The organism is Francisella sp. SYW-9 (assembly GCF_008711465.1).
Classification (GTDB): Bacteria; Pseudomonadota; Gammaproteobacteria; order Francisellales; family Francisellaceae; genus Francisella.
The window spans coordinates 25,389-49,474 of sequence record NZ_VXKQ01000013.1; the positions used below are offsets into that span (position 1 = coordinate 25,389).

Genomic DNA, 24,086 nt, shown 5'->3' on the forward strand with positions numbered 1-24,086 from the left:
AAGCCCCTACTGTTGGATTACTGTTTTTGTTATTAAAACTGGATAATGTTTAATCCCATAAACACGATGAAATTGATCGCCATCTATAGGTACAGCCTTAATACCTGTAGCTTTAGTAAATTCGTCATATACACTCTTATCCTTGCAATTAATAATGAAATAATTAGGATTAATTTGACTTAACTGTGAAGATCTTAATTTAAGCCATCTATAACTTGGTTTATCACAACCAATTAAAGCTATCGCACGTGAAAAATACTTAAAGTTAACTTCCCTGTTCTGAACTCTACCTAGGGTTATATCTTGCGTACGAACTGAGTAGCTATTAGTAATAGCTTGTCTAATTTGTTGTCTTAATAATCTTACTTCTTGAGACTGTGAAGGAGCATTCTTTTGAATCGCCTCTTCAGTAGAGTTAACTGAATTAGTATCACCTGTGAAATCCGCAATAGTCTCTAACGAATACCCTAAAGAAAGACTAAATATTAATAATAAAAATACTCTTTGTATCATAATGAACTCCAGTTAATAATTTGATAATCACCATTATTGGTTTTATATAATTGCCCTGGTAAAATTGGTTTTGAGAGATCCTTAGACAATGCAGAAACAAACTTACCTGCATGATTAATCGTTATAACTTTTCTTTGAATTAAAGGACCTAAGTTATACTGTTTAGCCCAGTTAATAATTTGACTAGTACTAACATCCCCTACAAAGTAAATGTCTAACTTAACATCACTTAAACTAGCTATCTTTTGGAATAATTTATTAAGGTTTTTATTATTATCATTAATATCTTCTATTAATACATATGAGCCATTTGAGCTAATCATCATCTTTTCAATCTGACTCATAGCTGTACTGATTACAGAATTTTTAGGATGAAAACCATATGAAGTATAATCATATGGAATTGCTCCTTTAAGCTTAATAGGAGTTTGCGTTGGAAATTGCTTTTGAGCATCTTTTTGAAACTGCTTTTGGATATACAGTAATCTTTGAGTTGCTTGATACTCTAATCGAGCATATCTAATAATATATTTATTAGCTTTTGCTTTATCTGATTGCGATAAATAATAATCAGCTAACAAAAAATTAGGATCAACATTCTTACCAGCATAATACTGACCTGAAAAGCTAGAGGACTTAACTTCTAGATACTTCTTATATTCAGCAGCTGTTAAATAATATTGCTTAGCAATATCTGCTTGCTGTGCAGCTGATAAATTAGCATAGCTTTTAGCGTTTAAATCATTAAGACTAATGCTCTTTATACTATCTATCTTGATATTATGAGAATTCTCTTGATTAAAGTTTGAATACTCAAAATTCTCAGCAAAGCTTAAACCACAACAACAAACTAATAAAAATATACTTCTTATAAACATTGCTTGTTAATCCCTACGTTATTCTTAAAACTCACACAATCATGATCATCAATAGCCAACAAATCCCAACCATCATAGCTTTGACCAACACTCATACTTATGTTTTGATTAAGCTTCCTATCATGAACATCAACTATTTGTGATCCATTAATCCACACAATTGAACTAATATAAAAATCATTATTTGATACTGTTACAGGTGTTTGTTGAATACTTTTTGTGACTGATTTAGTTAATAAATCAATCTTATTATTTAACTTAGATAGAGCATCTGAAAACTCTTTAGTATAGTTTTTTTGCTCATTAGCTAAACTTTGATTATTTTGATTAATACTAGAGATTAAATCCTTTAAATTATCCTTAGTAATTAAATTACCCTTTTGAGCATTTAACTTATCTATTAAAAGCTCATTTTGCTGTGTTTGTTGATTAACTATATGTGAGAAACCACTTAGTAATTCTTTGCTGTTATCCTTTGGTTGATGCATAACAACTTTAGGAGTTTCTTTTTTTGTTAAGTATGTGTTTAAAGCATATACTCCAGAGATAGCTATAACTGCAATCAATGTAATTACAAAACCAACTATAAGTATAGGCTTGAATTTAGATTTATTAATTAATGATTTCTTAATTATTTCACTCATATTTAATTACCTAAGTTTAAATATATTGCTAAAACCTTACTCTTAATTTTGAAATTAATTTGACGAGTAATTGGATCTAAGACCACATTAAAGTTATTTCCTGTTAGAGCTTCTAAAGCTTGCTTTAAAGTAGCATTTTCAATAGTTCTTTGAGTTGTAGGTAGCTTATTTTTAAGCATCTGTTTTGTATATCTATCTTGATATTGAGAATCTATTAAAACTAAGCCTGAATTTTGTAATAATTGCTTTATAGCATCTGCTACTGTTAGCACACTTGGGGAAAATCTGATCGATATATTTTGCGATAACAGATCAACATGATTTAAAGGTATATACTCTTTTTGTGTAACATATCTACTAACTCTTATATTAGGCGTATTTTCTATGTGATTTGTAGCTGGTACTACTAATGAAGGTGTTATGCTCTTAGTCTGAACTTGTGGTTTATCTGAAAACATACCAAACAAACTAAAAGCATTTGCTAAGTTATAAGATATTAAAAATGTAAAAAGTATAATTATTCTTAACATATCACCCTCTAATCATGCTTAATTATGTACATCAAAGCTATATTCTTTGGTCTATCTTCTTTAGCTGTTGGTACCACCCTTGCAGCATTAAAATACATTCTTGTATAAGATGGATAAGCTACCTGACCATTTACATATGTGCTGCCAGTACTTCCACCAGCAGGTGAAAATGGACCTGCGTTAGCTCCACCAAATCCTCCGACTGCTCCATTAGATGAAGTAAAAGAACCAGAGATATTTCTAATTGCATCACCTTGTGATGATCCTAAAACACGACCTGGATCAACCCCTTTGCCATGATCCCAACCACGGATAAATTGACCTCTTAAATCAGGCAATTTACTTGATCCTAAAGCTTTATATAGATCAGGATATTTTGATGTATCAAATACAGCTCCGTTACACTCAAAGAAACCATCTGGAACTGTAGCTCCAACATAGGCAACCACTGAACCAACAGGCATTGAGTTAAGTAATGAACTTAACTTCTTATCACCCATTGAATGAATAGTTAAATCATTAACTACAACATTGGAATTACCCTTAACTCCTGATTGATTACCTATGAAGATATTTTGTCCATCATTGGTAATCTTAGATAAATACTTGATCATCCTGTGATCTGCATTAAGTTTGGAATTAAACTGCAATGCGTTTAGCATTTTGTTTGAGCCATCTACTCTAAGATAGATATTTGAGTTATTTTGATTAGCTACAACATTAGCTGTCACTGTAGAATGCCTTGTATCTAAAGAATACTTAACAGAAGCTGATAGATATTGTCCCCCAGAAAAAGCCTTTGTAGTCTCAGCTGATGCTAATACTGCTCCTGCTAAATATGATATTGGTTGATAATGTCCTGTTTGAGTATTATATATCCCTATAGGATCAGTAGTAATTGAGGCTAATCTAACATCAGGATTAGTTGCACTATTTGTAACAGTTATAGCTAAACCACCATCTGATAATCCTTTATCTAAAGTAAAGCCACAAGGTAGATAATCATCATCTGCTCTACCGCCACAATTACGATTAATTAAATCTGTAATTGTGTAGTGACCAGCATTAAAGCTTTGATCAAAAGATAATCTTTTCTCTAAGCCATCAACTACCATAGAGATTTGTAAACCTAGCCTTGATGCTGACTCTTGAAGCTTTGTATAATGAAGATGCTTATAGTAGATAACTACTATGAAGCTTAATATCACTATTAATAATAAAGCTCCTATAACTGCATTACCTTTTTGTTTTTTAAGCATCTTCATACTCCTTAAAATGTTATGTTTATTGCCGCTGGATCATTAGCTGCACAGGCTGTTGCTAATCCTGCTGGATCATTAACAGCTGCACCATTAACAGTTATAGAGTTACGATTGTTATTTAAAAACATTGAAGCAACCCCAGCACATGAATCTTGAGGTACATCAGCCATTTCAATAATATAATTTGTAGGTTGAGCTCCAGGTAATACAGTTACTATTGAATTATGGTCTCCTGAATACCATGGTGAAGCTATATTAGCTCCTACAACATCAGTTTTATCTGGAATACCAGCATCAATAACTGCTTGTGTTGTAATAGCTGAAAAATCATGGGAGTTAACATACAAAGAATCAATCCCTGTAGATATATCTTGAAATTGAGTTTGAGCTTCTCCAACTTTAATCTTAGTCATCACATGGTTATATGTCTCAAAAGCGAGAATAATTATGATTGCAGAGGCTACTATACCTAGTAAAACAGTCATTATCCCAAAGCCTTGTTGTTTCTTAATGTTTGATAGTTTTCTATTTGTTGTTTTCATATTGTTCTCTCCTTTAAATACTAAATCCAACCTCTGTAATTCCAACGTAAAACCACAATCCAAAACCAATCACTGTAAATAGCAACACTGTATTGATTGAAGTTAATAATCTTTTGATAGATCTAATCTGCATATCAACTGACCTATCAGTTAAACTAGCTATACCTTCAGATAAAGCATGAGCTTCATCTAATATCTCTATATATATTTGTGTAGATTGCATAAATAAATTAATCCCAGCTAAAGCTTCTCCTGGACGATCGCCCAAAGAAATACGCTGGAATATACATTCTAGATACTCAGACAAATACTTTGATGTATTGTGCTGGATCTTATGTATAGCACTGAAAAAGTCATCGCCAGCTTGTAAAAGTAAGCTTAACGATATTAAAAAACTTGTAGCTGTAAGCTGTTTGTAGATGTTATAAGGAGGTATCTTATCTAATACCTTTCTAACAACTCCTCTTAGAGAAGGTAAAGAATAAGCAATTGCTATAATAGCTATAATCAATACCAAGATTAAAATATATAAGTTACTAGCAAAGAAATGACAGAACTCATATAAGCCATAAGTACTACTTGGTAGCTTATCAAGTGGCTTAATAGTTAATAATATTGGGAATATATAAGCATTAGCCATAAAGATTAATATAACCAATAATAACAAAGCAGCTATAGATGGAAAAAACATCTTAGATACTTCAATCTTAAGATGATTAAACTTAGCAATAATTTGAGTTACCTTATCTAAAGCTGTATTAACTTTTCTTGAATCAACTGAAAGTATAACTAAATCACTTCCTGGAACTAATCCTTCTAATAACTCAGCTAAAGATAATGTTCCATATCCTGCTGATATACGATAGATCATATCATCTAATATTTGCCTTTGAATCCAAAATGTCTTAAATATAGTCTTATGAGATTGATATTTAGATTTCATTAAGACCAAAGCATCATACATAGCTATATCAGCTTTGAGTAATGCCAATAACTGCTCATAAAAGTTAATCCTAACAAATGAGAAAAAGCATAATCTTAAAAACAATAGCTTGTACTTCGAGTACATACTATTTGATACATTTGCTTTAGATTTAAATTTAGCTAATAAACTATTAAACAAAACAATCTCCAATTAATTTTGAATTAATAAAAACTTTGCTATAATAATCCCTGTTGTTATTGGGAAACATACAAGGTGAGGTATCAGGTTTCCTTTGAATAATTCCCAATAATGACAAATTACTTTTATTCATTTTCACTAATCCCCCAATCAACATCTTTGAATACTTGAGGATAAAAAGCCTTATCTATATAAGCATAAAAGCCTTCATCTGCTAATGAACAAACTTTATCCTCATAAGCTGTAGGACATATTTGACCTTTAAGAATCTTCTCTAAGCCATGTTCTTGATATGTAATCCCACCATCTTTACGCCATAATCTATAGGCTTCATTGAAATTACCCTCTCTAAGCGCAGCTAATATAGCTATGGTAGGCTCTACTATCTCCGCTATAAGTGTTCTACCAACCACTCCAAAGTTACAGTGATCACATCCTTTGGTATTAATTAGTTTTACGTTGCTTAATAATGAATTATCTAATTGATACTTTTGAATTAGTTTCGTAAGACGCTCTTTCAGCCCTTTATCACTATCAATAGTATTTGCACAATGACTACAAGGTACTTTGACTAATGTTTGGTATACCAAAGCCAATAAGAAATTAGGCTCTGTTAATACTTCCTTATCCATTCCCAAATTATGAAAACGATTAAATATCTTAAGTGCTGATTGAGCATGGACCGTAGTTAAAACAATATTATCTGATTGAACTAACTGGATAGCTAACTGTGCTACATTCTTACCTCTAATTTCCCCTAAAACAACAGCATTTGTATCCATCCTTAATAGAGATTGAACTTGAGAATTAAAATATGATTCTTCTTGTTCTTGAGTACGTGAGTTATCTCTTTTGTACTCAACCTGCATTGCCCCAACTATCTTATATTCAACAGGTGATTCAAATGTCACTAACTTCTTAGTTACAACACCAGCATGAGTTGCTCTATGAATATAATCAGTACATATTGAATGAATTGTTAAAGATTTACCTGATCCAACACGGCCTGCTAATACAACTAAGCCATTAGGTTGACCTGATGCTTTTATTAATATTTTTAAATGTGCTTTGGAATAACCTAAAGTCTCTAATGGCTTATGGAAATCTTCATCTATAAGCCTCATTGTCACATCAAATGAAGCTTTCTTACCAGCAGGATATATTGGCTTTGATATAAATCTTAAATTGTAAGGTTTGTTATTAATAACCTTATGAATACCTGTTTCATGAGTTAAATTAGGAGAATATGACTGATCTTTAGAATCCACTGATGCTAACTGGTTATAAGCTGATGATATAAGCCTAGACATATCTGAATATGTATAACGATCAAGCTCAATCAAATCACCGTTAACTCTAGCTTTAACTATCGCTGTTTGACCTATCGCTGTAATATGAATATCAGATGCTCCTAATCTAATAGATTTCTCTAAAAGCTTATTAAAATGTAATAACCCTTGTGACTCATCTACCCTATTCTCTTGGATAGCATTCTTATATTTATACTGGTCTTTCGCACTTTGAATTGATGAGTCTGATGTCTTATGTATTTCATAAGAGATATATGGCTTAATGATTTCCTCAAATCTCATCATTAAACGATTAAAATCATTACTTGAGATATTTTCATTAATAAGAAAATAACAAACTCTTAACTGATTATCTGTGTACTGAGCATCAAAAATAATATAGTTAATAGTCCCTGACTTAGTAATACCAGTCTCAATAACGCTCTCAAAAGTTATACCTTCAACTTGATTAAGTAAATTAATTGATTTGATATCTTCTAAGCTAAACCTACTATCTACTATTTTTTTAGTAGCCTTTGGAGCCTTAGTTAAAAGTCCTTTGATTGCTTTATTTATTTTCATAATTAACTCACAAAATATTGACTAACTTCATTAGTCTTTGTATTTAAAACAGTGATACTTTTGTTATTAATCTCTTTTAAAATAAGGTCATTGCCTAATTTATCATTTGGCTTATACTTTTGAGTCTTACCATTAATATCAATAACTGCTGAGGCTTTGTTATTAAACATAGATGTACTAATAACCTTGATACTCTTCTTAGTATTACTATTTGATTTGCCTGTAAGCTCTGCTATTTGATTTTCAAGCTTAATGTTCTCAAGCTTTAATTTGTTAATTGAGACAGACATGTTTGCTAATGCTTGTTGTACTTCAAGATCACTATAAGTAGATGCAACATCTGTATTAGCATAACCACCTACTACAAATCCCATACAAGCTATTACCATTAATAACCTATTCATAAATTGCTCCTTTAAATATCCACGAACTTGTGAAACTATTGCCAAACTTACCTATTAGTGAACTAACAACTAAGTTTTCATCATTTTTAACTACTGAAATTAAACGCTGTAAAGTAGGCGCATCGATATTGCTTATATTGATTACCTGTTTTGAATACTTAGCATTAACCGCTTTTAAATCTGATAATCTATAATTAAAGAAGTTACTTTGAATAGCAGCTATAGTTTCTATAGCTTGTGAGGTATTAATACTGGATTTAATATCTCTTTGAGTTAGAGCTTTGAATTTAGAATTATCTTCATCTAAATTGAAAGTTAACTGCATAATCTCATCATTTTTTGAAAACTGGATACTTGGATTTTGAAAATTATATTTTTCTATAAAATCAGAGGCTTTTGCCTTAGCATTAATAATATTTCCTAACTCTTTTTTATATTGAATCTCAACTAAGTTAGGATATGCTGAACTATAGGTAATACTTTGTATTTTCCAACCAGCAATCATTACAGGTAAACTATGCAATAAGTGATTAATTGAATTAAGTATCAAACCAGCATTATTAGTTTGGATATCTTTAAGCACGACTGTCTCAGCTGACACTTTAGGTTTTACTTTAACAACCTTTTTAATAGTAGCTTTTTTGTGAGAGTGATTATGATAACTAAATACCACTCCAGAGATAGCTAATATTAATATCAGCCCACCTACCAAAGCATATTTTGCATAATGATTATGTAATTTTTTAATAAGATATTTATGTGATACTTTATTTGAAACTAGCTCCTCTAATAATCTTATTTTTACATTTGGAATATTAAGTGATTGCTCATCAATTAAATCAACAAAAATACTTGTATTATTAGTTTTGGTATATGATTTAATTAATAGCTCAAGCTCTTCTTGTTTAACAATTTGATCACCGTTAAATTGTAGTTGTACTTTTTCAGTTGTAATACTTATATTTGATAAAACTTCCCTATTATTAAAAATACAGATCCAGTATTGCTTATAAGCAATATCACTGTTATTTTCCATAATTAGTTTATCTGTGATAAATATTCCTGATTGAAGCTTATTAGCTACTAAAGCAGCTAAAGAATAACAAGACGACTCTGTCTTATCTGTTAAACATGCTAATGTCTTTTTAACTTTAAAGCCTTTGTCATTAGTAAGATGTCTAGTAAAAGACAAACCATAGTTTAACTTTAAAAAATTAGCTTTCTTTTCTAACTCTTTAACTGAGTTAAAATCATACCAAGTTAAATTAATTACAAATAACTTACCTTGAAGCTTAACTATCTTAGCCATTATTATCACCTATCTCATAAGCTGATACAATTACCACTAATGTCTCTTTAGTACCTTGAGTTCCTTGATTACCGCCTAGTAACCACCATTTCTTATCTGCTAATGATGATTGGCCTAACTGGTTATCATCAGTTGAAAAGCCTGTAATAACTGCTGTTTGACCAGATTTAAGCATTATATTTTGAATTATCTTATTGCTCTCAGTATGCGGTAATTCAATTGTTGATGGATAATCCTTGTTACCATATTGAAGCTTCTGCATCTCAAGTAACTTAGACATATTAAGAGACATTCTAAGAAAGATCTTATCGCCAATAACATTTGATAAAACACTTCCAGTGAAACCTGTGTTAACCGTTGCTTGTTCTACTGATGTTTGAACATTATCAGCTGTGATTACAGCACCTGCTCCTAATGTTGTTACTGACAGGTTCTTAACATAAGCTTGGCTTTGACCATTATTAAGTGGAGTAGATTGACCATTTAATGAATAAAAATTAAAGCCTTGAACATATGTGGCATCTAAATATTTTTGTAAAGCTGAAGCTACTATATTGGATCCCGCCCACATCCCACCAGCAATACCATATTTAATAGTTGCCGTAGTTAAATTACTATCAGATAAAGCCTCTCCTAATCCTGTCGTATCCCAATTAATTTTGGTGTGAGTGCCGTTATATACTAAATTCCAATCAATACCATAATTAGATGACTTAGTTGTTTTAACTTCATATATAGCAATCTTAACTTGAACAGCTTTCTTTGCCTCTTGGTTAAAATGCTTAACATAGTTGCTAACTTCTGCCATTAATCTTGGCGTAGCTGTCACTGTTATCATTGCATAAGAGTTATTAGCACTAACCTTAATACTTGAATCAAATGACTTAATAGTATTAATAGCTTCTGCAAATGCATCCGCTGATTTAGTCGTATATGAAACATTAGACTTATTATTAGCATCTGTATTTGTAATCGATGTCGAATCATCAATCTGTGACTCTGGAATAGCTAACTTAAATGTTTGTGTTTCAGTATGAAATATCGTTACTTTTTTTGTAGAATAATTATATTTCCAATATAGACCAAAACGATTAGTTAACTCATCTAAATAACCTTTTAAATCACCAGAGTAGTTTATAATCTGCTTAGTAGGATATGATGTATCATCACTATTTGTACTAGATGATGATTTTGAGCTTGTAGATGTTCCATCTGATGAATCACCATATAACCACTCTAAAGCTTCATTCGAAATATTAATATTAAGATTAGTCAGATTAGATAACTTAGAAATATATTCACTAATATCTTCCTTATTAGTGCTATTTAAGCTAATTTGTTGATTAAATATTTGAGGTAATGGCTTTGATTGTGCCTCAATTACAAATGACTTATCCCCCAAAAATGGTTTTTTACTATAGCTAATATAGTCTCTAGATAAAGGAGTACTCATCTGACCACTTAATGAATTACTTTTGTCTTTCGCATTCTTAATAGCTGTTTTTGTAGCCTTAATATCAGGCATAGCACAACTAGAAATAACTAATGTAGCTAATATCCCTAAACAAAATGTTTTTTTAGTCATTATTGCCCCCTAATAATATTGGAGAATATGAATTATCTTTAATCACCAAAACATGATTAGCATGTACTTGTGCTTGTATATCAACACCTGCTTGTGTTGCTGATGATATTAACTGTGTTAAAGCTCCATTTTGGGAATCTAAAGAACCATAAAATGTATTGGGAACATCAATAACAAAATCTTTCTTAGCTAGGTAATATGACTTAAACCCTGCAACCTTAGCCCAACGATCTATTGTTTCTTTGAGCGTCTGACCAGCATAAGCATAAAACACTGATATATTCTTTTGAGCAAAGCCATTAGCTGACTTTTCAGACTCGGCTATACCTACAATCTTATCTTTATCGTTAAAACCAAAATAAATACTGTGATTTTGATTAAACTTAATAACTTCTTTTTGAGTTGGATGCTTACTTAATCCATCTGCCACTAAAATTGGTGATACTCTAACTTTATAATCAACTCTATCAAGATACTTAGCTAATGGTGGCTTAGCAGTTTCAGCTTCTTTGCTTGATTTGCTTAGACTCTTGTTAAAGCAAAAATATATTTCATGATTTGCTTTATCTACAGAAAATATCTGAGCGCCTGTTAATATCTTAATAGCCTGATAAACATTAACATTATCAAGAGTATTTAATTGTTTAGGTAACTTATTAGCCATTACCATTTGCATATTTTGAGATACGCTACTAGATACTTTGTAATGAACCTTAGCTAAAACATCATTAACAGCATCAGCTACTGTTTGATCTTTATAATCAAAATTCCAATATGCTGGAGCTGCTAACTCATCTAAAGTATTTTGATTTGTTTGAGCATTAGAGACTAACGGTAATAAAGTCACTGTAGCTAACATTAAAAGTCTAAATCTTTGTTTCATCTGCAAGCTCCTACAACAGGTTTATTATTTAAGTACTTCCCTAATTCAAAATTAGCTAAAATATCTTTCCATACTTTCAAAACTTCATTGCTAGCACTCTCAAAAGAGCATCTACACAAAAGATACAAATAAAACATTATTAAACTCTCGTTAGACTTAAAATTAGGTCTAAGAGCCTCTTCCGCTTTTTCGAAATTTTCTATATCTGACATTGTTAATTGAAGCTCTTCATCATCCACCAAATGATTTAAAATTTGCTCAAATAATTTTTTTTGAGCATCACTAAGATCAACAACACTCTCATCAGATAAAATATTCAGTCTTATAAAATTAGCCGCTAAATCTTTGATTACTGGAGTTTTATCTTTGGAAACCATACAATCATCAAATTTTATTATTTTCATATCAAACTCCTACTAAGCTAATTTCTTTTCTGAACTAAGATTTCTCAAAACACCATAGAAGTACTGTGAGGCTTTGTCATTAATCCTTTGCTCAACTTCAGCATGATGTGTTTCGATAATTGCTTGATCAATGACATCAGTCGGATGAACTCTCAATACCGATTTCATCTGTGAAGGAGTTAAACCTAGTCCAAGAAGATCTTCTTGGATACTTTCCTTCTTATCCTCTTCAGAAGCTTCTACAAATCCAAAAGGTAGAGAAGTTGCTTTTGATTTATTCTCTTCAACAAAAAAAGAAAAACTGTCACTAACTAACTGATTATCTTGACCAAAGGATTGATCTTCGTTGTTAGTAATATCTTTGTTAGTTAGTTTATTAGTTTTTTGTTTTTTAGTATTTAGTCTATTAGTATTTAATAGTTCGCCATTACCGACTGGGCGGTTTTCCGATTTTGCCTTTCCTGCCGTGTCGGTTTTGGCTATATCGGTTTTGACCGACTCGGCAGAATTAGGAGTATGGTTAGAATATTCATAAACTACATACTCCCAACCACCAAATTGACCATTATCTTTTTGGATTCTATTTTGTGATATATAGCCTTTATCTCTAAGCTCTTTAAAAGCTGTATCAATAGCTTTTTGACCCTCTGAAAAGTGTCTATATAATTCTGTTTTTTGAAGCTTCCAGTTATCAGGTAACGTCATAATGTATCCATAAATACCTTTAGCCCTAGCTGAAATATTAGGATCTTTGAAACACTCATTCGCGATAGTTGAATAGTTTTGGTTTTTTTCTCTGCGGATAATCATTTGAACGCTCCCTTAACTTTATTAATAAATAAAAAATTAAAGGGCTGAAAATATTTAGATACAGCTATGACTATGTGTATAGATACACTTATCGCTATGCTAAATGTCTTCACCGTCCGATCACGTAATACAGAAAATATTTTTTTGGTGATCGGGCGGTTGAGAACATTTAGTAAACAAATGCCTGTAGCTTTCCCCATTTCTGAGTTTTGTATGGCTACAGCCACCCAATCATTACTGATTGAGTTAACATTTAACGCATGTTTACGTTTACTAAAAGGGTTCTCACGCCCACCTAAAATATAATCTATATGCCCTTTATTTTCAAACATTTTTTTCAAAATCCTAATTTCGGTTTTAATGTATTTGTATATCTTCTTGTTGTTCGTCTCTTTGAAATTCAATATAAATAGCATCAATCAGATCAATAGCTGCATACTTTGCAAACTCATCTACGGCATCTTTAGGAATCTTAATGCTCGATTTGTAATCAAAGCTATCAATTTCACCTTGATACGTTGGGTAATGTTTTTCTGATCCACTTATAACCATGAATTCACCTGTTTGTTTGTACCATAACGTCACTTTCCTACCTCTACCAATATATGCAATCGCAAAAGCTATATTCAGTACATCTTTGTATAAATCAAATTCCATAACTAATCCTTAAGCACAATGAGATTGTTGCTCTTCAAGCATGCTGTTATACATCTTTTCTAAACCTTCATATTTGGGGATATCGATATGTCCATCACACTCAACTAACATATAAAAGAAAAGAACAAGATTAGTTTCAATTAGAGAACAACATTTCTCTAACTTAGCTAGAGTGGCTTTAATAGCAGCTTTACCTAACCTCTCCAAAGCTCCACTTTGATCACCAAAGTAAAAAGTCTTTTGTAGGATTTCAAGAGCTTTTATATCATCTTGAGTTAGGTTAACTCTATTAAACCTCTTAAGTGATTCATCGCCTCTATGACCATAGATTTGAACTTCAAGATACTTATATGATTCTTTAGAAATTTCGTAATACATAATAGGTCCCCTTTTTATGAATTAGAAACTATTGAACGTTGATAAGTAGCTTTCAAAGCTTCAAATTTAGCTTTGTTTTTGCAGTTATCGACAACTAAAAATATATAATCAATTAGAATAGTTTCATTAGTTGAAACTTGATTCTTAAGTTCAGTAAGAATATGATGTACTTCATCCATTTCTGGCTCAGAAAAATGAAGTTTCTCATCACCAAAATAAATAACATCTCTAATGGGTTTTAATAAGTTCTTTGCTTTAACAGTTAAATCAATTTTAGTTAGCTTACAGCTACAATTAGCTGAACACTTCCCATGTATCTGAAAATTAAGAAATTCTGATATTTCATGTTGAATACTCTTACAATCGTTCATATCAAACCCCTTTAAAATAATTTTTGATATTTTGATTTTTTGAATTAGTACTTTTAATCAAATCATTAGTTGTCATAGCTACTAACCTTCTTCTTTTTCAACCATTTTTCTATAGTACTTAATAGAATTAGCAACAATATCTTGGATAAATTCGCCTTCCTGTGCTGCACGTCTTCTAAGCCATAAATGCAGATCTGTTGGTATTGCAACCCTTGATGGTCTTGCTTTTTTTAAACTCTTTATCCCTTTTTTTGGCATTTGCATTATTGAAACATTTTTAAACTAATTAAATAATAACACTTTCAAACTACTTTTGAAACAAAAATAAACTATTTTTAAGAAACTATATAAATAATATAATTTATAAGAATAAACAACCTATTTAATATCTATGATCTAAAAACATGTCTTCGGCACTATCAGAAAATATAAAAAAACTTATGCTAGAAAATGGAATAAAAAATGTTTCAGAGCTAGCTAAAAAAGTTAATATGAGAAGCCAGACTTTAGGACTAATCATAAGAGGAGATAGATCTAATCCAAGAGAAATAACGCTACAACCACTTGCTGATTTTTTCGATGTATCAATTAATGAATTACTTGGCGTTAATAATGATTTCTCATTTTCATCTCATCTTGAAAACATAATGACTTACTGTGGTATAAATGATTATAAATTATCTGAGATGTCAGGGATTGCAAGAGAAACTATAAATTCTATACTTTATGGACTATCAAATACTCCGAATGATTCAACAATTAAGAAACTATCTGATTTTTTTGGAATAACTGTTGATCAAATGAGAGGAATTGAACCTGTTAATATTAAAGATATAGAGAATAATATTTCTTTTAACAAAATACCTCTTTTATATAAAAGAGATATTTATAATGTATATACTGAAGATTTTAAATTATCTATAAAAAATATATATAGAAAAACAAAATCAAAATTTAATGATTCCAACCAATTATGTATAGAATCATTTGGAGATATGTTTTTTGAAAATAAAACTAGCTACTTTAAAGTATTCTTAACAACTGAAAGATCTAATAATAGACAAAAAACTATTTACTATGATAAAACAAATTCAAATGTTTTCCTGTGTAAGGAGTCTATAAAACAAAATAAACTTTATTTAACTCTAGATGATATTTTTGCCAAACCAATTATTAAAAATGATAACCATTTAAAACTTGGATATTTCCTATCAATATCTACTCCAAATTAGTTTCTCTTTTAAGTACAATATAAACTCTTGGAGAATCTAAAGTAACTTTTCCATTATTTGAATTCTTGTTCAGGTAACTTTTTATTTCCTTAAGAAATTGTTCTTTAAAACTTTCTGTCGGCTTTACTTTATACGCTTTATCAGATAGACATGGTATTGCTGGACCTGATCTAAAAATATCCATTGCTTTATCTATTGAAACAGTATGATAATCTATATGAAAATTAAACATTTTTACACTAAAGTAATTTTGTTGACTCAATATATTTAAAAATTCTTTTTCACTTATTAAATTAGCTGGAAAAACAAAGTCTTCCATTTGATGTTTTAATGAGTTACAGGACTTCACATTTTCTATTGCTTCATAAAATAGTTTACAAAGTCTTGTCTGGGCCTGAATAGCTATAGTTCCATCTAAAGATAAAATATTATTACTCTGATCAAAGAATATTTGTTTATTTTTGAAAAAGTAAAAAACTGAATTACAAAATATAAGATCATATTTATTTAGTGTCTCGAAACCTTCATATGTTGAGCATATGAAATTATAAATATCTTTATGTTTTTCTTTAGCTAATTCAATCATCTCTTTTGAAGGATCAATACCATAATATTTTCCATCATCCTGGAGATAATTGAGTAGCATATTTGTATTGACTCCTGATGCGCATCCTACATCCAATATATTATTATATTTGCTATCACCAATTAAATTCAACAATCTCTTAGATGCATCATTTTGTGTAATCGAAAATTTTTCATAATCTTTAGCTACATTATTAAAGTTCATTAATTATCCTTCTACTCATTTCTTATAAATTATATCTTTATTACTATAATCTAAATCCCAAAATTTAAAAGGATTATATGAGGTAGTAAAATCAATAATTTCTATTCCTTCTATTTTCTTAATGCCCCAACAAGCTATATATGTGATGAAAATTGAAAGCACTTCATAAAGTACTTTAAAAATAAGTAAGTCTATTTGCATATGCATTAAAGTCATATTATGAAATTGCCCCCAAAATGCTCCTAAGACAAATATTAAAGTAAATACAAATTCACCTATACATGTAGCTCCTATAGTTCTAAACCATAAAAGCTTACCATTAGTCATCTTCTTTAAATGACCAAATATATATGCATTTGCAAACAACCCTAAAAATATAGCAAATAAATTAACAATAACATTCCGTATATTTTGACCTAATATGAAATTATATAATCCTGAATATATAGAATACATCTGATCATGAGTCATATTTGGAGAAACTCTATGAAGTATATTATATATTGGCATTGGTATTTCTTGTGCAGGTAAAAAATACAATGTTATCAATGACATACAGAGTATAGCTATCTGAGTTATTATTATAACCCACAATAATTGCCTAATTCTTTTATATCCATATACCTCTTGTATAATATTAGCAATAAAATATACAAGAGGAAATGATGCAGCACCGCCAGGCATATCAAACCCAAAAAACATTATCATTCTATGGCTTGCAAACATTGTAAAATCGTAAGCACAAATTGATAGTCCAATAAGAATTGGAAAAACTATATACTTATTTTTAAAATTAAAGTTTTTATCCTTAATTCTTATATCTTCACCATTCTCATATTGAAATAATATAACTTTTCTCATTATATTATCCCTATCTTCTCTAATAAACTTATTCACTTCATCTGGATTTTGAGCAAAGAATGATACAGGTTTAGATTTATCTACCATCTTAAAGCGGATAGAGTATTTTATATATAGTTCCCCGTCTATTTCATCATCACCAATCCATTTATATGATCCTTCAAATAAGTTCTTAAAAAAAATTATGAAAGATTTACAAAAATCTAAAATTATATTCATCATCTAAATTACTATTTTTATAAAGGCTTAAGCATACAATTTTATTTAAATTATCTAACAATATCTACAAACATTTTATCAAGACTTTTTTGTTCACGGAAACTTTTAAACCCTACTGGTTTAGCGTACTGTTGCTTACTAGAATCACACAATAGATTTCTAATAATATTCAAACAGTGTTTAAACCCTAAACCTTTAAATTGATATTCTGGATTAGTAATTTGAAACTCTATCCAAGAGAATACTTCTTTTATATTAGAAATTACTGCTTTACCTTTATTATTCAGGTAATTAAGCATCTGATGTATTGCTAATTGTTGTCTAGCAGTTAAAACAGTATGTCTTACATCTTCAGCTACTTCAATTGCTTTGTATGAGTTAAAGATTTCTCCTTTAGGTAATACATCCTCACTATTACAAGTTCTTTTTGCAACTTTAATAGCATCATCTATTAACTTATTCTTGCATTTATATAACCCTGATTCATTTAGTTCTATTAAAGCAAATAAAACCGCATTGCAGTCTAACTTATATTTATCAGATAATAAGTCTACTAATTGATATGTATATTTATCTTCATAAGAAAAATTAACATTTTTAACAATATCTTTATACTTATTATCCATATTGTTAATATTATTATCTTTTATATCTTCTTCTTTTATAATAGATTCCGCCTCGGTGGCGAAGTCTGATTCCGCCATATAATCACTAGCTTTAGACTCAGTGTTAACATTAATATTTTGAGTTTTATTTTCAGTTGATGGTTTACTTACTAACGAGTTAATATAATCCATTAGTGCTTGGAATTTGCTAGTGATAAATATTTTAAGTCTTACAGCCCCATCATAGCATCTAGTTTTTGATTTAGATATAAAACCATTCTTAACTAGTTCTGTAAGTGCTCTTTCACATGTTCTTTTCTTAATACCTGTTTCTTCAACTAAATATTCAATATTAGGCAATAAAAAGAAAGTATCTCCATTTTTCTCTCTATATTTTGATATTTGAATTCTAAAAAATAGTAAGTCTGCTATTTCAGCATAATTGTGATTTCCAATTTCTGAACGTAGTATTTTACGTCCTTCATGAAATATAGTAGCCATAGTTATAACTCCTTATAACTTAAAAATGTTTGCAATTAGGAGTCAACTAGATTAAAATAAATTTGTTCAGAGGTTATTCTATTCTAGTTAACCGCATTAAAGGTCACCGGCAAGTGGCCTTTTTTGTATATGTCCGCCGGGGCGGATTATTTTATATTTTGTAATTCATTATTTAAAAACTCCATAATATAATTATTAAACTTTTCATTATCTATCTTGTTAGATTGTAAAAGCAACGATATATCTTTGGGAAAGTGCACAGAAGAAAGATTATTGTTATCTTTCCTGATAGTAAATAAATGTCTTCCATTATTTGAGACTATTTTTTTTGTAGCATTCTTATTTGTTAAATTATTATTATCAAGCTGTTTTTCTACATATTCGGTTAATTTTGAATGACCCATTTGTCCTTCTCTTATAGAATCTACTTTCTTTAATATTATATTTATATATTCATCACCTTTTGCAGATAATCTCTTTATGGTTTCAGCAGTTCTACTTGAAACCTTACTAAAATCACCAATAGCAATAAAGATAGATTCAGGAATTTTAGAATAAGATAGTAGGGCAGATACATACTGTTTACTTCTGCCTAGTTTCTCAATTAAATCGTTTTGTTTTATTATTCCATCATTGATTAATTTTGAATAGCTCATACCTTTGGAAAAATCAGATAAATCAACTCTGTTATCATTTTCCGCGGCTTGTGCTAATGCTGAATCAGTATCGCTTAAATCTTTGATTATTACCTTTAACTCTATATTTGCTAATAATGATGCTCTCCAACGTCGTTCACCTACTATAAGTTCATATTTGTATCTTGAATTACCAATATTAGTAGGTCTAACAATACATGGTTGTTGTTGTCCAATTTTTAGAAATTCATCAGCTAATGCTTGTATGTTTCCTATTTCAGATTCTGGTCTATCATGATATTCCCAATTACATATATCGTTAGGGTCAACTAATGTGACACTTTCAACGATTTTATCTTCTAACCAAACTCTTTTTTTATTTCTATTTACAGCTTCTGAATTGTTTGATTTGCTTTTAGGTTGAGAATTTTGTTCAATATTATATTTTTGTGCAATTTCTTTAAGATCAGCCATAAAAATAATCCTTAGTTAAATATGTATTGTAAAAGATCTTGATAATCATCTGTTGCATTATTACTTCTTCCAGTAGAAAAAATATTATTACGAGCCATTATGCTCTTTGGTATTTCAGATGAATATCTTATTACCACTGGACATAAGTAATTGCTAATTGTTTCATCAGACATCGCAACCTTAAGAGCTTCACCTGATGTAGATATTCTTCTGTCAAGAGCTGAAAAGAAACAATGGATATTTACCTTGGTTTCATCAAAGGAATATGTTTCTACCAAATCAGTAATCTCATTTATAATATATTTTGCCCCTCTTAATGCGAAATCATCAGATCTTATAGGAATCATTACATTGCAGATTACATCTTCAGGCATTTGATATAGTGCTGATATAGATGAAGCAAATAAATTTGATAGTTGAGGCGTATGATCTTGGAATATTTTTGCATTATGACCTAATGTGTTAAATATATCTAAATAAAGATTCCTCATTGCTTTTTTTATATCTGAAGGCTTATTTAGTGCTTTATCTAGGTATGCTGAGTTTAAATTACTTTTTATAAAATAAATACCATTTCCCAAGTCATTTAATATGTCATGTATAGAAGCTTTATTTTCAATATAATCAATAAGTATAGGTTCATCATCACTTGCTCTTTCACCACATACTATATGTGTAAAGCTAGCTTGTGAGTCTCCATCTATCAGAATTATAGGATGTTCTTCAACTCCTGTTACTCTTCGTAACGCGGATGCTAAGCTATATACGGAAGAAGTTTTACCAACTCCACCACATAGATTCGCAGACAATGTTATTGATGGTTTGCTAAACTTAAAAGATGTTTGCTTATTTAAGAATACTTCCGTAGCCTCTGGAGATAGTCCCGTTATTCTATTATTTGTATAGGTTACACCGGAGTCTAAAGCCTTAAAGTATTTATGTATAGCGGTTTTTGATATTTTTGTATATCGTAATAGTTCTGATATTTTTATTTCGCTAACTTTTAGCATAAAGCACCTTTTAATAATTAAGGTTAACAAATATGCTATTAATACTATAATAAAGTTAACTGTGATGCAATAGTTTAAGAAATTTTATTTAGCTTGAGAAATATATAGTGTTTTGATGATAAATATTATTAATAGTTGAAGTCTTATTTTTGGGTCCTTTTTTAAGACACTTTTTTTAAATCTCTGAGATCTAGTAAATGGGTATAAAAAATGTCTTATATTGACATCTTTCTAATTATAGTCTTAAATACTCAATATAACGGTTATTTTTAATACATAATGTCAAAATTAGTAGGATATGCTAGAGTTAGTACTAGAGATCAAGATCTATCTTCTCAAATTAATGAGCTTAAAAAAGTAGGTTGTAAATCTAAATATATTTTTACAGATAAGATAACAGGGGTTAGATCGAAACGACCTGGATTAGATAATTGTTTAGAAATATTAGAATCAGGTGATACGCTTGTTGTATGGAGAATTGATAGATTAGGTAGATCAATGTCTCATCTAATATTATTGGTTGAAGACTTAAGAAGTAGAGGGATATCATTTAAGTCTATAAGTGATGGAGCAATAGATACGACAACAGCTTCAGGCGAATTAGTATTTAATATATTTTCTTCACTATCTCAATTTGAGAGAAGACTTATTCAAGAAAGAACAAGAATAGGGCTAGATGCTGCTAGGGCTAGGGGAAGAAAAGGAGGACGTAAACCTCTAGATTCTAAAGATCCTAGAATTCTAACTGCAAAACAGATGCATAAGGATCGTAGCATGACTATAAATGATATATGTAAGTCCTTAAAAATATCTAGAGCTACTTTTTATAGGTTTTTAAAACTGTGAGTAAAAATATAGTACAATTAGATTTATTTGATTATATTGCCAAGCCTAAAAAGGTGGGACGACCAGCAAAAATAGATAAAGAAACAGTATTTGCTGTTAAAGATGATTTGAATAAAGGTTTAAGCAATAAAGCAATAATAGTTAAACATAATATAAAAGAGAGAACCTTTTTTAGGATAAAGAAGGGTGATTATGACAACTTATTCAAAGAGGCTATTCAATCATCAGTTAATGATTTTGAGCTTGCATTGACTGATTAGAATAGGAGATCATTAATGAAATTTTTTTAAAAGGCTCACCTACTCGCTCAATTAAGAGACTGACAGTAGGTTTACCCATTAATGATACTATAAAAAAATAATTTGTCAAAATGTTATATAATAAACGGATGTTATGGAATGAATTAGACTTTATGGAAGATATACTTAGTAGCCATCGTTTAAGTAATTATTCATCTTTTGATGAATATAAGAAAAATTTAATCTATTCAAATAGTTTTTATATATCATTATCTTTTATAGAAGTAGGTTTAAGAAATAAGTTAAATGATTACTTTACCTCATATGAAAAAGATTGGCTAATGGATTTTAAACATTTAGGTAACTGTAGTTTTATCGTATCAAAAAAAGTAGAAAAGCTAATTAAAAGTAATAAAAAAGTATCTAATGCATCACTTGTTCCTGAGCTTAATTTTGGATTTTGGGTTAATTTACTGAGTCCTCATAAAACAGGTTTTTCTCTAGAGAAAAAGCACCTAAAAAAAATATTTGGCAAAGATTTTAACTTTTCAAAATCAGATTTTTATCATAAGTTACAATTGATATTGAGTTTTAGAAACAGAATATTCCATTATGAGAAGGTTTTGAATTATTCTAAGTTTTCTAATATTGAAAGTATAATAAGCGAAATATTAGGTTCTGTCGCAAATATTTAAATCAGTGACAATTTTCATAAAATTAGTATGCTCTAGATACAGTTATGCTGCTATAGAATAGAATTGATCCCAAATAGTCATATTTTCAGCATTAATGTGCTGACATTTTCTAATCATATTTATTAATTCATAACCAGCAATAGTAGACTCCATAGAGTCCCAAGACTTAAATCCCATCATGGGTCGAGTCAATCTTTTAATATTTCTATGATCCTGCTCTATCAAATTATTTAAATATTTATTTTGTCTAATTTCAATACTATGAGTTAACCATATGCCAAGCAAGAATAGAAAGATATTGATAGTCAGTAATGCAGCCTCATTAGCACCAGATTTATCTACATTCACTTTCTCTGGTAGACCATGCTTGCCAATGGCTTTTTTAAAGAATTTACGTGCAGCTTTTTCATCTCTTTTCTCACTAACCATAAACTCTAAAGTATCTCCATATTTATCTATAGCTCTATATAAATAAACATCTTTACCTTTAAGCTTAAGGTAGGTTTCATCCATCTTCCAGCTTATATAGCTACCATATTTTCTAAAACTATTACTAAAAACTATCTCTAACTCTTTAGCATATTTGATAACCCAACGATTGATGGTACTATGGTCTACCTTAACTCCTCGCTCTTCCATTAACTCTTCTACTTGTCTATAACTTAACGGATATGATAAATACCATCTGACTGCTTGAAGTATCAATAATTTGGTAAAGTGCCTACCTGTGAAATCTATCATTTATATTTTGAAATAAAATCTGTGATAAAATTATACTATAAATTCATGCTACTATCAGTTTGCGACAGAACCTACAACAGTGCCTACTCATGAATATCATTAAGAAAAATAAATTTATTTTGGGACAGTCCTACTTTTAACTATTGATTATTATTTTAATATATAGTACTATTATCTGATAAGATAATTAATTGGTATTTTCTAAAATGAAAGGAATTAAATTTGATGAGAGTTTATTTAACTCTATGTATTTATTTACTTCTTCATCAGCTCCTGTTGAAGTTTATTAAAAATATGAATATCAGTAGTGCTTTTAGGATGTATATATCAATTTTTCATCCTAAGTTTTCCGTAAAGTATAGGGTAATTTCAAAGATTGCTGGTTTAATAGTTAATGATTCTACTAAGCTGGAAATCTCATTGGTAGATAGCCCCGGGAAGTACTTTAAAAAGCTTACAATTGAAGAGATTAAAGCTGATTTTCATATAATATCTCATCTACACCCTGAAGATGTTAATTTTATAAATGATTTATATTATTTTAATAAAAATAGACAAGAATATGACTCTATAACAATGTCAGATAACAATTTAATATGTATGAAGGATGGAAAAGTTATTGAAAGTATCAATATAGATAATGCCGATAAAGATACAACGAAAGATTCTAGACTATCATTTTATATAGGTTATATAAAGTCAGAAAGAATAAAACAATATGCTAATAGCAATAAAGCAAAATATATGATAACTTCTATAAATTTTTCATCTATAGTATATAACGTATTAGGTAAAAATAAGCCTTATGAAATAAGTATATTTGCTTTGGTTAACTCAGATAAACTAAAAAATTTTTCGAAGGAAGATATTATTAAAATTACTCGAATCTTCAGTTCTCAGCTGGAAGATCATAAACTCTCTATGTCACATTATATCTAAACTAATTAACTTTTTATTCTAGTAAATTTCTAAATAGTTGTGACAGTGCCTTATTTTCTATATAAATCATTATCTAACAACTAAGCTTATACTAGTTTTATATTCACATAAATAATCAAATAGTTCTGTAGTTAA

The 24,086-nt window shown here is 29.6% G+C and carries 30 protein-coding genes; 5 read left to right on the forward strand and 25 right to left on the reverse strand.

Annotated elements, in window-relative coordinates; translation table 11 throughout:
• Positions 1 to 6 precede the first annotated feature (6 nt).
• The 19 genes from F3D62_RS07390 to F3D62_RS12750 all read right to left on the reverse strand — a co-directional run bounded on the left by F3D62_RS07390 (position 7) and on the right by F3D62_RS12750 (position 14,422).
• Positions 7 to 513, reverse strand: coding sequence for a PFL_4695 family integrating conjugative element protein (locus F3D62_RS07390; RefSeq protein ID WP_150467615.1), 507 nt, complete (start codon positions 511 to 513; stop codon positions 7 to 9).
• The gene (locus F3D62_RS07395; protein ID WP_150467616.1) at positions 510 to 1,391 is read right to left on the reverse strand and encodes a hypothetical protein; all 882 of its coding nucleotides are present in this window, start codon (positions 1,389 to 1,391) and stop codon (positions 510 to 512) included. Before F3D62_RS07395 ends, F3D62_RS07390 begins: the two co-directional genes overlap by 4 nt.
• Positions 1,382 to 2,035: a hypothetical protein gene (locus F3D62_RS07400; protein ID WP_150467617.1), complete on the reverse strand. Its 654-nt coding sequence runs from the start codon at positions 2,033 to 2,035 to the stop codon at positions 1,382 to 1,384. Before F3D62_RS07400 ends, F3D62_RS07395 begins: the two co-directional genes overlap by 10 nt.
• A gap of 2 nt (positions 2,036 to 2,037) precedes the next feature.
• Entirely contained in the window at positions 2,038 to 2,565 is a 528-nt protein-coding gene (locus F3D62_RS07405; RefSeq protein WP_150467618.1) for a hypothetical protein, read from the reverse strand.
• Between the two features lie 8 nt (positions 2,566 to 2,573).
• A complete protein-coding gene (locus tag F3D62_RS12935; RefSeq protein ID WP_224732654.1) occupies positions 2,574 to 3,824 on the reverse strand; it encodes a phage tail protein in 1,251 nt (416 codons plus the stop codon).
• 11 nt (positions 3,825 to 3,835) lie between these two features.
• Positions 3,836 to 4,369 carry a type 4 pilus major pilin gene (locus F3D62_RS07415; RefSeq protein WP_150467619.1) on the reverse strand — a complete coding sequence of 178 codons (534 nt, stop codon included), beginning with the start codon at positions 4,367 to 4,369 and terminating at the stop codon, positions 3,836 to 3,838.
• Between the two features lie 13 nt (positions 4,370 to 4,382).
• On the reverse strand, positions 4,383 to 5,492 hold the full coding sequence (locus F3D62_RS07420; protein ID WP_150467620.1) for a type II secretion system F family protein: 1,110 nt from the start codon (positions 5,490 to 5,492) through the stop codon (positions 4,383 to 4,385).
• Positions 5,493 to 5,617: 125 nt separating this feature from the next.
• Positions 5,618 to 7,363 carry a GspE/PulE family protein gene (locus F3D62_RS07425; protein ID WP_150467621.1) on the reverse strand — a complete coding sequence of 582 codons (1,746 nt, stop codon included), beginning with the start codon at positions 7,361 to 7,363 and terminating at the stop codon, positions 5,618 to 5,620.
• Between the two features lie 2 nt (positions 7,364 to 7,365).
• Positions 7,366 to 7,767, reverse strand: coding sequence for a hypothetical protein (locus F3D62_RS07430; protein WP_150467622.1), 402 nt, complete (start codon positions 7,765 to 7,767; stop codon positions 7,366 to 7,368).
• A complete protein-coding gene (locus tag F3D62_RS07435; RefSeq protein ID WP_150467623.1) occupies positions 7,760 to 9,076 on the reverse strand; it encodes a type 4b pilus protein PilO2 in 1,317 nt (438 codons plus the stop codon). The genes F3D62_RS07430 and F3D62_RS07435 overlap by 8 nt, the downstream gene beginning before the upstream one ends.
• Positions 9,069 to 10,661, reverse strand: a complete 1,593-nt coding sequence (locus tag F3D62_RS07440) for a hypothetical protein (protein WP_150467624.1) — start codon at positions 10,659 to 10,661, stop codon at positions 9,069 to 9,071. Before F3D62_RS07440 ends, F3D62_RS07435 begins: the two co-directional genes overlap by 8 nt.
• Complete coding sequence (locus F3D62_RS07445; RefSeq protein ID WP_150467625.1) at positions 10,654 to 11,544, reverse strand: TcpQ domain-containing protein; 891 nt, start codon at positions 11,542 to 11,544, stop codon at positions 10,654 to 10,656. Before F3D62_RS07445 ends, F3D62_RS07440 begins: the two co-directional genes overlap by 8 nt.
• Positions 11,541 to 11,948 carry a hypothetical protein gene (locus tag F3D62_RS07450; RefSeq protein ID WP_150467626.1) on the reverse strand — a complete coding sequence of 136 codons (408 nt, stop codon included), beginning with the start codon at positions 11,946 to 11,948 and terminating at the stop codon, positions 11,541 to 11,543. Before F3D62_RS07450 ends, F3D62_RS07445 begins: the two co-directional genes overlap by 4 nt.
• 12 nt (positions 11,949 to 11,960) lie before the next feature.
• The gene (locus tag F3D62_RS07455; protein ID WP_150467627.1) at positions 11,961 to 12,758 is read right to left on the reverse strand and encodes a hypothetical protein; all 798 of its coding nucleotides are present in this window, start codon (positions 12,756 to 12,758) and stop codon (positions 11,961 to 11,963) included.
• The gene (locus F3D62_RS07460) at positions 12,755 to 13,090 is read right to left on the reverse strand and encodes a hypothetical protein (RefSeq protein ID WP_150467628.1); all 336 of its coding nucleotides are present in this window, start codon (positions 13,088 to 13,090) and stop codon (positions 12,755 to 12,757) included. Before F3D62_RS07460 ends, F3D62_RS07455 begins: the two co-directional genes overlap by 4 nt.
• A gap of 25 nt (positions 13,091 to 13,115) precedes the next feature.
• Positions 13,116 to 13,415 (reverse strand): hypothetical protein, encoded by a 300-nt coding sequence (locus tag F3D62_RS07465; protein WP_150467629.1) that lies wholly within the window; start codon positions 13,413 to 13,415, stop codon positions 13,116 to 13,118.
• A gap of 9 nt (positions 13,416 to 13,424) precedes the next feature.
• A complete protein-coding gene (locus tag F3D62_RS07470) occupies positions 13,425 to 13,793 on the reverse strand; it encodes a hypothetical protein (protein WP_150467630.1) in 369 nt (122 codons plus the stop codon).
• Positions 13,794 to 13,807: 14 nt separating this feature from the next.
• Complete coding sequence (locus tag F3D62_RS07475; protein ID WP_150467631.1) at positions 13,808 to 14,164, reverse strand: hypothetical protein; 357 nt, start codon at positions 14,162 to 14,164, stop codon at positions 13,808 to 13,810.
• A gap of 81 nt (positions 14,165 to 14,245) precedes the next feature.
• Positions 14,246 to 14,422, reverse strand: coding sequence for a hypothetical protein (locus tag F3D62_RS12750; protein ID WP_191092561.1), 177 nt, complete (start codon positions 14,420 to 14,422; stop codon positions 14,246 to 14,248).
• Positions 14,423 to 14,568: 146 nt separating this feature from the next.
• On the opposite strand from F3D62_RS12750, the gene F3D62_RS07480 reads away from it, so the two are divergent.
• On the forward strand, positions 14,569 to 15,396 hold the full coding sequence (locus F3D62_RS07480) for a helix-turn-helix transcriptional regulator (RefSeq protein ID WP_150467632.1): 828 nt from the start codon (positions 14,569 to 14,571) through the stop codon (positions 15,394 to 15,396).
• Here F3D62_RS07480 and F3D62_RS07485 read toward each other — a convergent pair.
• From F3D62_RS07485 to F3D62_RS07505, 5 genes are all read right to left on the reverse strand, one after another.
• Complete coding sequence (locus F3D62_RS07485) at positions 15,383 to 16,186, reverse strand: class I SAM-dependent methyltransferase (protein WP_150467633.1); 804 nt, start codon at positions 16,184 to 16,186, stop codon at positions 15,383 to 15,385. The genes F3D62_RS07480 and F3D62_RS07485 overlap by 14 nt on opposite strands.
• 15 nt (positions 16,187 to 16,201) lie before the next feature.
• Positions 16,202 to 17,269 (reverse strand): VUT family protein, encoded by a 1,068-nt coding sequence (locus tag F3D62_RS07490; RefSeq protein WP_150467634.1) that lies wholly within the window; start codon positions 17,267 to 17,269, stop codon positions 16,202 to 16,204.
• A 47-nt stretch (positions 17,270 to 17,316) separates the two neighbouring features.
• The gene (locus F3D62_RS07495; protein ID WP_150467635.1) at positions 17,317 to 18,372 is read right to left on the reverse strand and encodes a hypothetical protein; all 1,056 of its coding nucleotides are present in this window, start codon (positions 18,370 to 18,372) and stop codon (positions 17,317 to 17,319) included.
• Between the two features lie 146 nt (positions 18,373 to 18,518).
• A complete protein-coding gene (locus tag F3D62_RS07500; RefSeq protein WP_150467636.1) occupies positions 18,519 to 19,481 on the reverse strand; it encodes a ParB/RepB/Spo0J family partition protein in 963 nt (320 codons plus the stop codon).
• An 11-nt stretch (positions 19,482 to 19,492) separates the two neighbouring features.
• Positions 19,493 to 20,491, reverse strand: a complete 999-nt coding sequence (locus tag F3D62_RS07505) for a ParA family protein (protein ID WP_150467637.1) — start codon at positions 20,489 to 20,491, stop codon at positions 19,493 to 19,495.
• A gap of 279 nt (positions 20,492 to 20,770) precedes the next feature.
• Between F3D62_RS07505 and F3D62_RS07510 the strand changes: the two genes are divergently transcribed.
• The 3 genes from F3D62_RS07510 (at position 20,771) to F3D62_RS07520 (ending at position 22,271) form a co-directional block, all read left to right on the forward strand.
• Positions 20,771 to 21,337 (forward strand): recombinase family protein, encoded by a 567-nt coding sequence (locus F3D62_RS07510; protein ID WP_150467638.1) that lies wholly within the window; start codon positions 20,771 to 20,773, stop codon positions 21,335 to 21,337.
• Positions 21,334 to 21,597, forward strand: a complete 264-nt coding sequence (locus tag F3D62_RS07515) for a hypothetical protein (RefSeq protein ID WP_150467639.1) — start codon at positions 21,334 to 21,336, stop codon at positions 21,595 to 21,597. Before F3D62_RS07510 ends, F3D62_RS07515 begins: the two co-directional genes overlap by 4 nt.
• A gap of 152 nt (positions 21,598 to 21,749) precedes the next feature.
• A complete protein-coding gene (locus F3D62_RS07520; RefSeq protein ID WP_150467640.1) occupies positions 21,750 to 22,271 on the forward strand; it encodes a hypothetical protein in 522 nt (173 codons plus the stop codon).
• Between the two features lie 42 nt (positions 22,272 to 22,313).
• On the opposite strand, the gene F3D62_RS07525 is transcribed toward F3D62_RS07520, so the two are convergent.
• Positions 22,314 to 23,012, reverse strand: a complete 699-nt coding sequence (locus tag F3D62_RS07525) for an IS6 family transposase (RefSeq protein ID WP_150467641.1) — start codon at positions 23,010 to 23,012, stop codon at positions 22,314 to 22,316.
• A gap of 318 nt (positions 23,013 to 23,330) precedes the next feature.
• On the opposite strand from F3D62_RS07525, the gene F3D62_RS07530 reads away from it, so the two are divergent.
• Positions 23,331 to 23,951 carry a hypothetical protein gene (locus F3D62_RS07530; RefSeq protein WP_150467642.1) on the forward strand — a complete coding sequence of 207 codons (621 nt, stop codon included), beginning with the start codon at positions 23,331 to 23,333 and terminating at the stop codon, positions 23,949 to 23,951.
• Positions 23,952 to 24,086: the final 135 nt, after the last annotated feature.

Coding starts and splice junctions, on each gene's coding strand:
- F3D62_RS07430 (WP_150467622.1), bottom strand. CDS start 7,767: ATGAATAGGTTATTAATGGTAATAGCTTGTATGGGATTTGTAGTAGGT.
- F3D62_RS07425 (WP_150467621.1), bottom strand. CDS start 7,363: ATGAAAATAAATAAAGCAATCAAAGGACTTTTAACTAAGGCTCCAAAG.
- F3D62_RS07390 (WP_150467615.1), bottom strand. CDS start 513: ATGATACAAAGAGTATTTTTATTATTAATATTTAGTCTTTCTTTAGGG.
- F3D62_RS07395 (WP_150467616.1), bottom strand. CDS start 1,391: ATGTTTATAAGAAGTATATTTTTATTAGTTTGTTGTTGTGGTTTAAGC.
- F3D62_RS07495 (WP_150467635.1), bottom strand. CDS start 18,372: ATGGCTACTATATTTCATGAAGGACGTAAAATACTACGTTCAGAAATT.
- F3D62_RS12935 (WP_224732654.1), bottom strand. CDS start 3,824: ATGCTTAAAAAACAAAAAGGTAATGCAGTTATAGGAGCTTTATTATTA.
- F3D62_RS07405 (WP_150467618.1), bottom strand. CDS start 2,565: ATGTTAAGAATAATTATACTTTTTACATTTTTAATATCTTATAACTTA.
- F3D62_RS07455 (WP_150467627.1), bottom strand. CDS start 12,758: ATGATTATCCGCAGAGAAAAAAACCAAAACTATTCAACTATCGCGAAT.
- F3D62_RS07505 (WP_150467637.1), bottom strand. CDS start 20,491: ATGCTAAAAGTTAGCGAAATAAAAATATCAGAACTATTACGATATACA.
- F3D62_RS07500 (WP_150467636.1), bottom strand. CDS start 19,481: ATGGCTGATCTTAAAGAAATTGCACAAAAATATAATATTGAACAAAAT.
- F3D62_RS07475 (WP_150467631.1), bottom strand. CDS start 14,164: ATGAACGATTGTAAGAGTATTCAACATGAAATATCAGAATTTCTTAAT.
- F3D62_RS07485 (WP_150467633.1), bottom strand. CDS start 16,186: ATGAACTTTAATAATGTAGCTAAAGATTATGAAAAATTTTCGATTACA.
- F3D62_RS07465 (WP_150467629.1), bottom strand. CDS start 13,415: ATGGAATTTGATTTATACAAAGATGTACTGAATATAGCTTTTGCGATT.
- F3D62_RS07490 (WP_150467634.1), bottom strand. CDS start 17,269: ATGATGAATATAATTTTAGATTTTTGTAAATCTTTCATAATTTTTTTT.
- F3D62_RS07415 (WP_150467619.1), bottom strand. CDS start 4,369: ATGAAAACAACAAATAGAAAACTATCAAACATTAAGAAACAACAAGGC.
- F3D62_RS07460 (WP_150467628.1), bottom strand. CDS start 13,090: ATGTTTGAAAATAAAGGGCATATAGATTATATTTTAGGTGGGCGTGAG.
- F3D62_RS07525 (WP_150467641.1), bottom strand. CDS start 23,012: ATGATAGATTTCACAGGTAGGCACTTTACCAAATTATTGATACTTCAA.
- F3D62_RS07450 (WP_150467626.1), bottom strand. CDS start 11,948: ATGAAAATAATAAAATTTGATGATTGTATGGTTTCCAAAGATAAAACT.
- F3D62_RS07445 (WP_150467625.1), bottom strand. CDS start 11,544: ATGAAACAAAGATTTAGACTTTTAATGTTAGCTACAGTGACTTTATTA.
- F3D62_RS07400 (WP_150467617.1), bottom strand. CDS start 2,035: ATGAGTGAAATAATTAAGAAATCATTAATTAATAAATCTAAATTCAAG.
- F3D62_RS07510 (WP_150467638.1), top strand. CDS start 20,771: ATGTCAAAATTAGTAGGATATGCTAGAGTTAGTACTAGAGATCAAGAT.
- F3D62_RS07530 (WP_150467642.1), top strand. CDS start 23,331: ATGTATATATCAATTTTTCATCCTAAGTTTTCCGTAAAGTATAGGGTA.
- F3D62_RS07440 (WP_150467624.1), bottom strand. CDS start 10,661: ATGACTAAAAAAACATTTTGTTTAGGGATATTAGCTACATTAGTTATT.
- F3D62_RS12750 (WP_191092561.1), bottom strand. CDS start 14,422: ATGCCAAAAAAAGGGATAAAGAGTTTAAAAAAAGCAAGACCATCAAGG.
- F3D62_RS07470 (WP_150467630.1), bottom strand. CDS start 13,793: ATGTATTACGAAATTTCTAAAGAATCATATAAGTATCTTGAAGTTCAA.
- F3D62_RS07480 (WP_150467632.1), top strand. CDS start 14,569: ATGTCTTCGGCACTATCAGAAAATATAAAAAAACTTATGCTAGAAAAT.
- F3D62_RS07435 (WP_150467623.1), bottom strand. CDS start 9,076: ATGGCTAAGATAGTTAAGCTTCAAGGTAAGTTATTTGTAATTAATTTA.
- F3D62_RS07520 (WP_150467640.1), top strand. CDS start 21,750: ATGGAAGATATACTTAGTAGCCATCGTTTAAGTAATTATTCATCTTTT.